The 14,044-nt window shown below is 39.8% G+C and carries 11 protein-coding genes; 6 read left to right on the top strand and 5 right to left on the bottom strand.

Annotation, left to right across the window (positions count from 1 at the left end):
• The first annotated feature begins 2 nt into the window (after positions 1 to 2).
• Positions 3 to 2,147, top strand: a complete 2,145-nt coding sequence (gene katE, locus KNQ97_RS02125) for a catalase HPII (RefSeq protein ID WP_085941324.1) — start codon at positions 3 to 5, stop codon at positions 2,145 to 2,147.
• 55 nt (positions 2,148 to 2,202) lie between these two features.
• Here katE and KNQ97_RS02120 read toward each other — a convergent pair whose 3' ends face one another.
• Positions 2,203 to 3,081, bottom strand: a complete 879-nt coding sequence (locus KNQ97_RS02120) for an SDR family oxidoreductase (RefSeq protein ID WP_000432325.1) — start codon at positions 3,079 to 3,081, stop codon at positions 2,203 to 2,205.
• A gap of 141 nt (positions 3,082 to 3,222) precedes the next feature.
• Positions 3,223 to 3,636, bottom strand: coding sequence for a DUF6367 family protein (locus KNQ97_RS02115; RefSeq protein ID WP_253611733.1), 414 nt, complete (start codon positions 3,634 to 3,636; stop codon positions 3,223 to 3,225).
• 484 nt (positions 3,637 to 4,120) lie between these two features.
• Between KNQ97_RS02115 and KNQ97_RS02110 the strand changes: the two genes are divergently transcribed.
• Positions 4,121 to 5,161 carry a KGG domain-containing protein gene (locus KNQ97_RS02110; RefSeq protein WP_301273682.1) on the top strand — a complete coding sequence of 347 codons (1,041 nt, stop codon included), beginning with the start codon at positions 4,121 to 4,123 and terminating at the stop codon, positions 5,159 to 5,161.
• Between the two features lie 60 nt (positions 5,162 to 5,221).
• On the opposite strand, the gene KNQ97_RS02105 is transcribed toward KNQ97_RS02110, so the two are convergent.
• Positions 5,222 to 5,458, bottom strand: a complete 237-nt coding sequence (locus tag KNQ97_RS02105) for a hypothetical protein (protein ID WP_000795915.1) — start codon at positions 5,456 to 5,458, stop codon at positions 5,222 to 5,224.
• 282 nt (positions 5,459 to 5,740) lie between these two features.
• Here KNQ97_RS02105 and KNQ97_RS02100 point away from each other — a divergent pair, with 282 nt between their 5' ends.
• Complete coding sequence (locus KNQ97_RS02100; protein ID WP_253611732.1) at positions 5,741 to 6,352, top strand: LexA family transcriptional regulator; 612 nt, start codon at positions 5,741 to 5,743, stop codon at positions 6,350 to 6,352.
• 71 nt (positions 6,353 to 6,423) lie between these two features.
• Here the strand turns inward: KNQ97_RS02100 and KNQ97_RS02095 are convergent, their stop codons facing one another.
• On the bottom strand, positions 6,424 to 7,035 hold the full coding sequence (locus KNQ97_RS02095) for a LysE family translocator (RefSeq protein ID WP_253611731.1): 612 nt from the start codon (positions 7,033 to 7,035) through the stop codon (positions 6,424 to 6,426).
• 156 nt (positions 7,036 to 7,191) lie between these two features.
• On the opposite strand from KNQ97_RS02095, the gene KNQ97_RS02090 reads away from it, so the two are divergent.
• On the top strand, positions 7,192 to 7,647 hold the full coding sequence (locus KNQ97_RS02090) for an Lrp/AsnC family transcriptional regulator (protein ID WP_032059229.1): 456 nt from the start codon (positions 7,192 to 7,194) through the stop codon (positions 7,645 to 7,647).
• Between the two features lie 55 nt (positions 7,648 to 7,702).
• On the opposite strand, the gene KNQ97_RS02085 is transcribed toward KNQ97_RS02090, so the two are convergent.
• Positions 7,703 to 9,319, bottom strand: coding sequence for a cytosine permease (locus KNQ97_RS02085; protein ID WP_000116422.1), 1,617 nt, complete (start codon positions 9,317 to 9,319; stop codon positions 7,703 to 7,705).
• Between the two features lie 195 nt (positions 9,320 to 9,514).
• Here KNQ97_RS02085 and KNQ97_RS02080 point away from each other — a divergent pair, with 195 nt between their 5' ends.
• Together KNQ97_RS02080 and KNQ97_RS02075 are read left to right on the top strand one after the other, a co-directional pair.
• On the top strand, positions 9,515 to 12,979 hold the full coding sequence (locus KNQ97_RS02080; protein WP_253611765.1) for an ATP-binding protein: 3,465 nt from the start codon (positions 9,515 to 9,517) through the stop codon (positions 12,977 to 12,979).
• A complete protein-coding gene (locus KNQ97_RS02075) occupies positions 12,976 to 13,935 on the top strand; it encodes a response regulator transcription factor (RefSeq protein WP_000107126.1) in 960 nt (319 codons plus the stop codon). The genes KNQ97_RS02080 and KNQ97_RS02075 overlap by 4 nt, the downstream gene beginning before the upstream one ends.
• Positions 13,936 to 14,044 lie beyond the last annotated feature (109 nt).

Raw genomic sequence — 14,044 nt, 5'->3', positions numbered from 1 at the left:
TAATGGACATGAACGACAATACTAAATCAACCAATAAAACAAGTGAAATGGCTGGTGCCGATGCAGCAAATAAAGCCAATACTACCCAGAAAACTGAACAGTTAGACACAGTTAGAGATGATGCAACTAATGAAGCTTTAACCACAAATCAGGGGGTTAAAATAGCGGATAACCAAAATAGCTTAAGAGCGGGTATTCGTGGCTCGACTTTATTGGAAGATTTCATTTTAAGAGAAAAAATCACCCACTTTGACCATGAGCGTATACCTGAGCGTATTGTGCATGCGCGTGGTGTAGGGGCACATGGTTATTTTCAGGCATATGAAGGAAACGAACGTTTAACCAAAGCTGGATTCTTGACAGACCCAACTATTCAGACGCCTATTTTTGTACGTTTTTCAACAGTGCAAGGGCCTCGTGGTTCTGCCGACACTGTTCGTGATATCCGCGGTTTTGCCATTAAGTTTTATACCCAAGAAGGTAACTTCGACTTGGTAGGAAATAACGCACCTGTCTTTTTTGTGCAAGACGGGATTAAATTTCCAGACTTTGTACATGCGGTAAAACCTGAACCGGACACAGAAATCCCAACGGGTGCAACTGCGCATGATACTTTCTGGGATTTTGTATCTTTAGTGCCCGAGTCAGCACATGCGGTAATTTGGGCGATGTCAGACCGTGCGATTCCTCGTAACTTACGTTCAATCCAAGGTTTTGGTGTGCATACGTTCCGTTTAATTAATGCTGAAGGTAAATCACATTTTGTGAAATTTCACTGGACACCAAAACAAGGTTTGAGTGCGCTGGTATGGGATGAAGCTCAAAAACTTGCAGGTAAAGACCCGGATTTCCACCGTCGTGATCTTTATGAAGCAATTGAGCAAGGTTTTTATCCAGAATGGGAACTCGGTGTGCAGATTGTCGAAGAAGAAGATGAAATGAACTTTGACTTCGATTTGCTGGACCCAACAAAAATTATTCCTGAAGAATTAGTTCCTGTTACACCAATTGGCCGATTTGTTTTAAATAGAAATGTAGATAACTTCTTTGCTGAAACAGAGCAGGTAGCTTTCTGTCCGGGTCATGTAGTACCTGGTATTGATTTTACTGATGACCCACTTTTACAAGCACGTCTATTTTCATACACAGATACCCAGTTAAGCCGTTTAGGTGGACCAAACTTCCACCAAATTCCGATTAACAAACCTGTGTGTCCATTCCATAACAATCAACGTGATGGTATTCATCAGCATACCATTCATAAAGGACAGGCTGCATATCAACCAAACTCAATTGATGGAAATTGGCCAGTAGAAACACCGCCAGCGGCATCAAATGGTGGTTTTGAAAGTTATCCTGAAAAAATTAGTGGACATAAACTTCGTCAAAGAAGTGAGACGTTCTCAGATTACTTCTCTCAACCGCGACTATATTACAAAAGCCTTGCACCCCATGAACAAAAACATGTAGTCGATGCCTATACTTTTGAATTAAGTAAAGTTCAAAGAAAGCATATTCGTGAGCGTCAAGTTCAACAAATTTTGGCTAATATCGACTTAGATTTGGCACGTCAAGTAGGAGCAAATTTAGGTATTGAAGTGCCTGACTTAACCCTAAACTATAAGAAAACAGCAGTTGAAAAATCTGCCAAGTTATCTTTTTTAGCTTTCCCGCCTGAAGATATTCAAGGTAGAAAAGTTGCTGTACTTATCCATAACATGGTGAAGTCTGATGCATTGGAGGCTATTAAAAACTGGGCAATTAAAGAAGGCGTAATCCTTCATTTACTAGCGCCGAGCTTGGCTCCAGTCAAAGATCATAAAGATAACGTTATTGTGGCTGATGGCATGCAAATGTCTGAGCCTTCAATTGCCTATGATGCGGTAATTATTCCGGATGGCGATAACCTAAATACGGTTATGCAAGACGGGGTAGCTCGCCATTACTTACTCGAAGCTTATAAGCACTTAAAGCCAATCGTATTTTTAGGTAATAAATCTGATTTGCTTGAACCATTAGGTTTAGTGGCAGATGAAGGAACTTTAATTGAAGATGAGTTCCAGCATGTTGCGGAAAAATTTAAGAACCTGATTAAAGCACACCGGGTTTGGTCACGAGAACAAATAGCCGCACATGTACCGGCTTAAATAAAAAAAGCCCTGAAAGTTTAAACGCTTTCAGGGCTTTTTCTAAATTATGTTATTAGCCATTAACAATTTGGCCGCCATTTACATGAATAACCTGACCAGTAATATAACTTGCATCATCTGAGGCAAGGAAAAGGTAAGCAGGGGCGACTTCACTTGGCTGACCCATTCTACCCATTGGGGTATCTTTACCAAACTTTTCGACAGTCTCGGCATCGAAACTACTTGGAATAAGGGGAGTCCAGATTGGGCCTGGTGCAACACCATTTACACGAATACCTTTTTTCTGCTTCATTAAATTGTTGGATAGACTACGAGTAAAAGAGGTAATTGCACCTTTAGTACTTGCATAGTCAATCAACTCATCATGACCTTGGTAACTGGTAATACTGGTGGTGTTAATAATGCTATCGCCTTCCTCCATATAAGGAATGGCTTCTTTGGTTAAATAAAACATGGCAAAAATATTTGTTTTAAATGTTTTTTCTAATTGTTCATTACTAATACTTTCAATTTCTTTTTGTTGATATTGCACACCCGCATTATTCACTAAAATATTAATTTTTCCAAAATGCTGTAAAACCTTATCAATATTTTGTTTTGCAAGGTCTGGATCGGAAATATCACCTTTTAATAAAAGACATTGTTGTCCTTCCTTTTCAATAAGCTGTTTAGTAATTTCGGCATCTTGGTCTTCTTCAAGGTACAGTACAGCAATATCGGCACCTTCACGGGCAAATAGTACGGCAACTGAACGGCCTATACCGCTATCACCACCGCTAATGACGGCAACTTTGCCTTTTAGTTTTTCACTGCCTTTATGGGATGCTTTAATAATTTCTGGTTCAGGATGCATTTTCTCCTGATCACCTGGCTGATGAGGTTGAACTTGTGCAGGAACTTCTGATGGATACTGATTCGTTGTATTTTCCATGTCTAGACTACCTCTATTTAATTTTCAGTCCCTCTATATTGGTTAATCTGCACGTGAATATGAGTAAATAGTCTTTTTTAAAAAGTTGTCTTTGTTATTTTATATATAAGGATGTAAAAAAATATAACATATCAAGTTAGGTTAGATAATATCCAATAACTTAACCTTGTTTTTATCAATCATACTTTCAACAATTGATCGGTTACCTGTATCATTTAGCCAATTTTCTATAGATATATAATTAGATAAATCTAAAATTTCTTTTATTACTGTTTCCGCTTCAACTATATTTTTTAAGTCATCTTTATTTTTAATGTTTTTAACAACTATATTATCTAGTAATTTTTTTATATCTTCCGTTTCAATATTTTTTGATTTAATAATATACAAGTCTCTCTGAAAAGGATGGCTTGCGTGAGGCGGGTCTAATCTATAGCTCCATTCTTGGTTATAATCTTGCCAAGAATTTTTTATTTCAATATTACTGAGTAAAATTTCAGGTACAGAAATATGAATATATTGTAGTGTTGAGTGTGTATGAGTAGGTTGCATCATTCTTTTCTCACAAATATTATATGTTAATTTTAAATCTTGATTTTAATCACTCAAGTAAAGTTTTTATGCAAAATTAATAGTTTATGTTATTGTTTTTAAATAATTTTAATTATATTTTATGTTTGTTTCTTCAATAGTGAAGATGTTTTTGTTTTTTATTGATTTGTACGTTATGAAAGTTTGTGTTATTTAGCCTGAATTTTTAAATGCATTTGTAAAAATATATTGTTATGTAGGTTTGAGTAATAATAAGTATGGTGAGTATTTAAAAAGTAAAATTAGCTAATAATTGATAAATATTTTAACTAAGAAAATCTTCATTTAAATAATGATGTTAGAGTTTTTGTTTGAAATTTAAATTATATACATTTAAAAAGATTGAAACATAGCATGGGTATAAAAATATTTTAAATCTCTTATCTTAAATTTATCCGTTCAATAAAAGCGGTAGCGACTTATAATTTTAATATAGGAAGATATAACTATGGCTAATACTAGATATGAAGATGATAACAATAGTTCAGGTACTTCAAATCGTGGATTTGCAAGTATGGATCCTGAAAGAGTCAGAGAAATAGCCAGTAAAGGTGGGCGAGCTGCACATGCCAGTGGCAATGCGCATGAATTTACTTCAGAAGAAGCTCGTGAAGCTGGCCGTGCTGCACATGCCAGTGGTAACGCACATGAATTTACCTCAGAAGAGGCTCGTGAAGCTGGTGCTTTAAGTCATAAAAACGATGATCGTAATGGTCGTGGTCGCAGCCGTTATGATGACGACGAAGATGATGACCGCGGCCGTTCAAGCGGTCGAGGCCGTGGCCGCAGTCGTTATGATGATGACGACGAAGATGATGATCGCGGTCGCTCAGGCGGTCGAGGCCGTGGCCGCAGTCGTGATGACGACGATGAAGATGATGATCGCGGTCGCTCAGGTGGCCGAGGTCGTGGTCGCAGCCGCCGTGATGATGACGATGAAGATGATGATCGCGGTCGTTCAGGCGGTCGAGGTCGTGGCCGCAGCCGCCGTGATGACGACGATGAAGATGATGATCGCGGTCGCTCAGGTGGCCGAGGTCGTGGTCGCAGCCGTTATGATGACGACGATGAAGATGATGACCGTGGCCGTTCAGGTGGCCGAGGTCGTGGTCGCAGCCGTCGTGATGACGACGATGAAGATGATGATCGCGGTCGCTCAGGTGGCCGAGGTCGTGGTCGCAGCCGTTATGATGACGACGATGAAGATGATGACCGTGGCCGTTCAGGCGGTCGAGGTCGTGGTCGCAGCCGTCGTGACGATGATGACGAAGATGATGACCGTGGTCGTTCAGGTGGCCGAGGCCGTGGCCGCAGTCGTTATGATGACGACGATGAAGATGATGATCGCGGTCGTTCAGGTGGCCGAGGCCGTGGTCGCAGCCGTCGTGATGACGATGACGACGACGATGACCGCCGTGGCCGTTCAGATGGGCGTGGTCAGAACTCTCGTAATCAAAAACGCGATGCTTATGGACGCTTTACGTCTTAAGCAAATAGTTTTTGAGAATAAAGGAGGCATTATGCCTCCTTTATTTTTATTATTTTAAACTTATGAGTGGGTAAGGGGGTGTAAGCCTTTTACAATATCTGTGAATTCTGAGCCATTTAACCAAAATGATTTCTTTAAAAATAGTGTCGTCATAATACTTTCGGCTGCTTCACTTTCCGGATTTTCACAGAAAATTCCATAGCTTTCGCCTAATACCGCATCATTTTCAATAAGACGGATATAGTAGGCATGTTGTTCATCTGCATAACCTAAAACTGCATCACGTTGATTTTTCATTTCGCATGTCTCCATACCAAAAACTGAATCTAACTCATATTTAAGTGTTCAGAATTTCATTGATAAAAATCAAAACAGTCAGTAATAAGAACTATTTCACAATAGGTTTTGATTCTCTTCAAATTACCATTTCCGTTTTAACATCCCTGTTAAAAGCAAAATGGATTAAAATCTGATCATGAAATTTATTGTTATGCAAAAAAAATATTTCGTCAACTTGAAAATGTAACTTTTTCAAGTTACATTGTTTGTGTAGGATTTGAACGGTGAAATGGAGGCGATATGCCAAAGAAGAAAGAATTCGAGCATGGCGGTGCACGGGAAAACGCCGGCCGTAAAGCACAGTTCAATGAACCCACCAAAGTGATTCGTGTTCCTGAATCTCAAGTCAACTTTATCAAAAATTGGTTACTGAATAATGTCAAAACCGATAACCAGACAGATTTCACTTCAAAACTAAAGATACAGCAGGTTCATCCGAACAACGATAAAATTTACCACATTCCTTTGGCGACAGAACGTGTTGCTGCGGGTTTCCCATCACCAGCGCAAGACGATATTGAGAAAGCACTCGATTTAAATGAATATTTAATTAGAAATGAAAATGCCACGTTTATTGTGAAAGCCAATTCGTTGTCCATGTTAGATGCCGGAATTGATATTGATGATCCGCTTATTGTGGACCGTAGTATTCCTGCTAAATCGGGCGATATTGTGATTGCACTTATCGACAATGATTTTACTGTTAAGCGCTTAATGATTGATACCCAATTTCAACCCCCTAAAGTGTGGCTGAAAGCAGAAAACCCTGATTATCAAAATATTTATATTGAAGAGGGGCAAGAACTGGTGATTTGGGGAGTCGTGACCTATAACCTTAAACGTATGAGATAAATTTTTTCCCGTATTTATTATTTAAGTTACTGACCTGAAATCGAGGCCAGTAACTTTTTGCTGAATGACTTTTAAATTTGCCCAATCAATAAGCACGTTGCGATAACGACCATTAAACCACCTGAAAAACGGCCGACTAACTGTGCTGCTTGTGGTCTGGTTTTCAAAATAGCCTCTGAACCATAACCCACCATTAAGTAAATAATTGCACAGCTAATCATGTGGACAACACCAAAGGCAAGAATTTGTGTCGTCACTGACCATGAAGCAGTGGTGTCAATAAATTGAGGAAGCAGGGCTAAAAAGAGCAAAAAAACTTTCGGGTTTAAGCCACTTACGTAAACGCCTTTGGTTGCCCAGCTCAACCATGACTGAGCCTTTTCAGAACCAGCCTGATTCGGAGTAGGAGGGGTAATGAGTAAATTTATTCCCATCCATAATAAATAGGCAGAACCCGCAACAGTAAGAATCATAAGCGCAGTTGGGTTATTTGCTACAAGCAGACCAACACCAGCCGCTACCAATAAAATCGTAATAAAGTGCCCAAATAGCATACCTGCAACAGCGGGTACGACAACTTTACCCTTAATACCTGCGGAAATAGCGTAGGCCCAGTCTGCCCCTGGCGTAATAATAAAAAGAATGGAGACACTCCAAAATGCAATAAAAATGTTAAAAGCCATATGTTTATCTCGGCAAACAATTTTCCAAAGGTTTCGCCCGTGGTTTAGAAAAAATCCCTATTTATTCGAGCTTGTTGAAAATAATATGCTCATGTATTTAGAATGTGCTTTTAAATATTTGCTCATATCACATACATTTGGGGTAAATTTTTCTAAATGGATCGCATAGATAAAAAGATTCTTGCTGAATTGCAATTAAATGGCCGATTATCTATCACTGAATTGGCAGAAAAAGTTGGTTTGAGCATTTCACCTTGTCACAGACGAGTGAAGGCTTTAGAAGAGTCGGGAGCTATCAAAGGCTATCGGGCAGAACTCGACCCAAACTTAGTCGGTTTTGAGTTTTCAGCGATTGTTTTTATTACGCTTAAAGAAGGCGATAAACAGGCGGTTGAGAAGTTTGAAAATGCCGTGATTGAGATTCCGCAAATTATTCAGGCACAGCGTTTGTTTGGTGAACCTGACTATTTACTCCATGTTGTTGCTAGAGATTTACCGGCTTTTCAGCGTTTGTACGATGAAAAACTATCTGCTATTCCAAGTGTGCAGCGGCTCATCTCAACCATTGTGATGAAAGATGTGGTACCTGAGCGCTTATTTCCGATTGGCTAAATCATCAGATATAAAAAAAGAAGCTTTAAAGCTTCTTTTTTAATTGGTAAGGGAGTTAAGCATCGAGTGTTTTACACAAAGAACAAATTGTACCGTTATGTTTGTGAGAGAACATAATATCTGGACGCTCATAGCCTTGCTCACATACGCGGCAGTGATAAACAGTTGCTACTGGTGTACCTTCAGCATCGTAACGTGGTTCTTTAACACCGTCATCGTGTGACTTGATGTAGTATTTTCCTTTGGTTAATAGACCCATGATTGGTGTTAATACAAAAGCAAGTACAAGTGCAATAATTGGAGAGTAAGGCGCCAAGAAACTACCAAGTAATCCGAAGAATGCTGCAATCGATAAACCTGCTGATACAAGGAAAGCAACCATACCGACAGGGTTTACGTTGTAGAGCATGTCACGGCGATATTCCGGTTCTTTAGGTGAAAGTTTTAAAACATATTTGTTGATTGAAATGTCTGTTGCAACCACCACCACCCAAGCAATCGCAAAGTTTGAATAGAACCCTAAGATTTTACCCAATACCGCAAACATGTTGCCTTCCATTAAAGCAAGTGCAATTGCCAAGTTTACGATCACAAAGACAATACGACCCGGATAATGTTTGCTAATACGAGTGTAGGCACTTGTCCATGCAAGGGAACCAGAGTAAGCATTGGTCACATTAATTTTAATTTGAGAAATAACCACCAAAATAACTGCAAGTGTTAAAGCAGCCCAGCCCGGAAGCATGTCATGAAACGCTGCATTAAATTGTTGAACAGGTTCAGTGCTGTTTACGCCCGGTATTTTAGTGAGTAAATAGAAACCTAAAAATGCCCCAATAATTTGTTTAATCGCCCCTAAAATCACCCAGCCCGGACCCGCTGAAATAACTGCAGCCCACCATGCTTTGCTATTTTCTTTTGTTTTTGCAGGCATGAAGCGTAGGTAGTCAATTTGCTCACCGATTTGCATGATGAGGGATAAGCATATACCCGCACCAAGCATAATCGCTGCCATATCTACAGGTGCAAAACCTTCATGACCTGTAAACGTTGCAAACTGGCTAACTAAGGTAGGTTCTTGGTAAATCAGATAGGCTACAGGACCAATCATTAGAACGAGCCAAAGTGGGGTAGTCCAGACTTGTAATTTACTTAAAGCTTTCATGCCGTAAATGACGAGTGGAATGACCATAACGGTTGAGATGAGGTAACCTGCCCAAAGCGGAATGCCTAAACCGAGCAATAACCCTTGCGCCATGATTGAACCTTCAAGGGCAAAGAAAATAAAGGTGAAACTGGCGAAAATGATACTGGTAAGAACCGAACCGATGTAACCGAAACCTGCACCGCGGGTAATCAAGTCAAGGTCGATGTTATAGCGAGCTGCGTAGTAGGCTAAAGGAATGCCGGTTAAGAAGATAATAATCGCTGCAAATAAAATGGAGAAAACAGCATTGGTTGTTCCATAAGACATACCAATACTGGCACCAATAGAAAAGTCAGCAAGATAGGCAATACCACCAAGTGCAGTAATAGCAACAACTTTGGGACTCCAGCGCCGAAAGCTGTGTGGAGCATAACGTAAAGTATAATCTTCTAAGGTTTCATTCACTGCTTTTTGTGAATCTGCACCTTGCACAGTGTCCAGATTTGGATGTTCAGATACACTCATAACATCAATCTCCCAATCATTTTCGGTCAATCAACACAAATATTGATCATTGTTTTTTGATGGTTTTGAGTGTGTGATTTTTGGGAAAAATTGAAAATACGTTATTTTGCGTATATGTGCGTATTAGAAAAAATCGCCATGATAAATGACTTTTGGCATAAGGATTGCTGGGTTTAATGCAGCCACATGCCAAACATGAGTGTTATGCCAGATTCTTCACGCCCCCAACAAGCGCCACAACGTGTGATCAAAACACGCCGTGAATATAATATTTGGGTGGCAGATGAAAGTATCGAAGATTATGCGCTCCGCTACGCACCCACTTCAGTAAGAAAATGGTCACCTTGGACGGTGACCAACACCGCAATTTCGACCGTTAGCTTTTTGGCGATGGAAGCCATTGGGGCGACCATGCTTTGGCAATATGGCTTTAGCAATGCGTTATGGGCAGCAATTGTCGTATGCGCCATCATATTTTTGACCAGTTGGCCGATCAGTTACTACGCCGCAAAATATAATGTAGACGTTGATCTGCTTACTCGTGGTGCAGGTTTCGGCTACATTGGCTCGACCATTACATCTCTAATTTATGCCAGCTTTACCTTTATTTTGCTTGCGTTTGAAGCCGCAATTATGGCAATGGCACTTGATCTGGCTTTAGGCATTCCGCAAGTTATTGGTTACTTAATTTCTGCCTTAGTGATTTTGCCTTTAGTGGTCAAAGGCATTGGTTTTATTAATAAAGTTCAGGCAATCACTCAGCCAATCTGGCTTTTATTGCTGTTGTTACCGTGGTTTTTTGTACTTTGGAAACAACCACAAATTTTAAGTAGTAGCCTGCATTTTGTTGGAGCAGTTTCAAACTCAACTGACTTTAATCTGTATTACTTTGGTGCGGCGTGCACTCTTATTTTTTCATTTGTGATCCAAATTGGTGAGCAAGCTGACTATCTACGCTTTTTACCACAAAAAGAACAGAACAGAACCGCGTGGCGTTTTGCCGTTTTTTTAGGTGGTCCGTCATGGATTATTTTCGGATTTCTAAAAGTTTTGATGGGCATGCTACTGATGGTGTTAGCTTTTCAGCTGTTTATTCCTGTCTCTGAACTAGACAATCCGACTTATCTATATTGGGTCGCCTATCAACAATTTATTCCAAACCCTCAGCTTGCTCTAATCTTGACTCTGGCACTGGTTTGCTTGGCACAAATTAAAATTAATATGACCAATGCCTACGCTGGCTCATTGGCATGGTCCAACTTTTTTGCTCGCTTGACTCATAGCCATCCGGGGCGAATTGTCTGGCTTCTTTTTAATATTTTTATTGCTATCGTTTTGATGGAAATGGGGATTAGCCATGCGGTTGAACGCATTTTGGGACTATATAGTAATATCGCTTTGGCATGGATTGGTGCCGTTGTTGCCGATTTAATTATCTGTAAGCCTTTAGGTCTAAGCCCGAAAGGAATTGAATTTCGCCGTGCTTACTTATATGACATTAACCCCGTAGGTGTGGGCGCTTTACTGATTGCTTCAGTGTTATCTATGCTGAGTTATTTGGGCTTTTTCGGACTCATGGCAAAAGGATTGGCGAGTTTTATTGCTCTAGGGAGTGCTATATTATGCGTTCCTGTCATTGCTTACCTAACCAAAGGCAAATATTACATTGCACGCCAGCCTGAAAAAATTCAGGCGACGTCGGTTGCTAACTGTGTGGTATGTGAACGGGATTATGAGCTTGCTGATATGGCGGGCTGCCCAGCCTATAACGGTACGATTTGTTCTCTATGCTGTTCACTTGAAGCCCGCTGTCACGATTTATGTAAACCCGATGCACGTTGGTCAGTTCAGCTCAAAAAAGCCATCTGGCACTATTTACCAGAGCGTTGGGCCAGCCGTTTAAATAGCAGGGTCAGTTTGTATCTATTGCTGACTCTAGGATTGTCTATTGTTTTGGCAGTGAGTTTGAGTCTGGTTTATATCCAAGAAAAAACCTACTTAGAAACCATTAATGCCGCAGCTGTTCCTCAACTATTTACGCTGTTTGTCAAAATTTATACCATTTTATTTTTATTAATGAGCGTTGCTGCATGGTGGTTAGTGTTAAACGATGAAAGCCGTCGTAATGCTGAAATCGAAACGCATCAGCAAACAGCATTATTGATTGATGAAATTGCTGCCCATGAAGTCACTTCAAAAGACTTACAAGATGCCAGAATAGCAGCAGAACGGGCCAATGATGCAAAAAGCCGTTATGTCATTGGCATTAGCCACGAACTACGGACACCCTTAAATAGTATTTTGGGCTATAGCCAATTACTTCAAAAACAAGAACAACTCTCTGAACAAGGCAAAATGGCACTCGGAGTGATTAGCCGTAGTGGGCAGCATTTGACTTCACTCATTGACGGTTTACTAGATTTAGCACGCATTGAAACAGGCAAAATTTCTTTAAATGTAGTGGATGTGCATTTCCCCAATTTTATTGAACAGATTATTCAAATGTTTCAGCCTCAGTTTGAACAGAAGAATTTACAGTTTGTTTATGAAATTGGAGAGAACCTACCGCACTATGTTCGTACCGACAAAAAACGCTTAGAGCAAGTGCTCATCAATTTGCTGGGCAATGCATTAAAGTTTACAACGAGTGGCACAATTACTTTAAAAGTCGAGTACCGTTTTCAAACGGCTTATTTTGAAATTAGAGATACGGGCTGTGGTATTGCCGAGGCAGATTTAGAGCGAATCTTTAACCCGTTTGAACGGGGCAGTAATGTGGTTCAAGGCGGATTTACTGGAACAGGACTCGGACTACCAATTGTAAAATTATTAGTCGATTTACTTGGTGGGCAGTTATCTGTGACTAGTCAGCTCAATCAGGGTTCACAATTTAAGATTAAGTTTTACTTACCTTCAAAAGAAGTGGTTCATCCGATTTCTAATGTTTACTCCAACCAGATTACGGGTTATCAAGGCGAGCGAAAACGAATTTTAGTTGTCGATAATGAAGCTGTGGATCGAGGTTTAGTTGCTAATTTTCTCAAACCTTTGGGATTTATGATTGAAGAAGCCGAGTCGGGCATTGACTGTTTAAGACGTGTACCTATTTTCCAACCTAATCTGATTTTGATGGATTTAAATATGCCTTTGATGGGCGGGTGGGAAACAGCACGATTATTGCGTCAGAATAATATTACCAATGTGCCGATCTTAATTATTTCAGCCAATGCAGGCGAGCGTGAAGTCAATCCACAAGACGCCGTCTTAAGTGAAGACTTTATGTTAAAACCAATCGACCTGAATTTGTTGCTGAGTAAAATTGGAGATAAGTTGGGCTTGGTGTGGATTGATTCCAAATCAGAGACACTCCTTGAAAATAATGAAGTTCAAGTACTCGATTTAAATATATATAAGCAAGAGCAAGTTGCTGTTCATACACCAATTCAACAACCAGAAAATAATGATCTGCTTGATTTACCGCAAAGCTTGCAACAGTTAAATGATTTAATTGGACAGGGTTATATTCGAGGAATTCAACAGACTTTAATGCAATGCCGTCAAAATTTTCCGGAGCATAATGAGTTATGGGAACAGCTTGAACAGGCTATTCAAAAGTTTGATTTAAAACACGCGCAACGATTGATTCAGGATAAGCAATGAGTACGCAACATGTTTCTTTTCAGCAAGCTTCGCCAAACGAGCAGGCTGTTATTCTGATTGTGGATGATGTGCCGGAAAATTTAGGCTTGTTACATGAAAGTCTGGATCAGGCAGGTTATCGCGTGCTTGTCACAACCGATGGGTTAAGTGCAATTGAAATTGCACACCGATGCTTACCAGATATGATTTTACTTGATGGCAATATGCCACATATGGACGGTTTTGAAAGTTGTATACAGCTTAAAGCGAGTCCAATTACGCAGTTTATTCCCGTTATTTTTATGACAGGTTTGTCTGAGACAGAACATATTGTGCGTGGTTTTCAGGTCGGCGGGGTGGACTATGTAACCAAGCCTCTGAATATTGAAGAAGTATTGGCAAGGGTAAAAACACATTTGGCACATGCCAAACTATTGCAACAACAAAAACAGGTCATTGATGCAACGGAAACAGCAATTCTTGCACTAGATGTTCACGGTAAAATTGTTTGGAAAACTCAAAAAGCCAGTGATTTACTGAATCAATATTTACCTGAATTAGAAGGTTTTGAAGCAGGCTTAAAAGCTTGGTTTTCAGATTTGGAACATGAAAAAGACCCAAAAAAATTAACCAGCTGTTCTTATTCGACACCATCTCAGCAATTACAGCTTTTATTGCTCACGCCGTGGGAAAGTGAGCCAAGTGTGGCAAAAAATTATCTTATCCAGATCAAGACAACTACGCCAGCTTTAGAAATGGCTGATATTTTGAAATATTGCCCGCAGTTGACTCAACGTGAGGCAGAAGTCATGCACTGGTTGTTGTTAGGAAAAACCAATAAAGACATTGCAGAAATTTTGGAGCTGAGTCCACGGACAGTGAATAAACATTTAGAGCATGTTTTTGAAAAACTTTGCGTTGAAAACCGAACTGCTGCGGTGGCGCATATTAATAGTCTGGTGCAAGAGTTTCACTAATTTAAGTGAAGATTGTATTTAAAAAGCATACAGACTCACTGCTAAAAATAGGCTATTTTTTTACAGTTAAATTTGTTCTTATAGATAAAGATTATACAAAGTCATTTTT

The organism is Acinetobacter sp. UC24323, assembly GCF_024151445.1.
GTDB lineage: Bacteria > Pseudomonadota > Gammaproteobacteria > Pseudomonadales > Moraxellaceae > Acinetobacter > Acinetobacter baumannii.
This window is presented reverse-complemented; position numbering and strand designations above follow the sequence as displayed.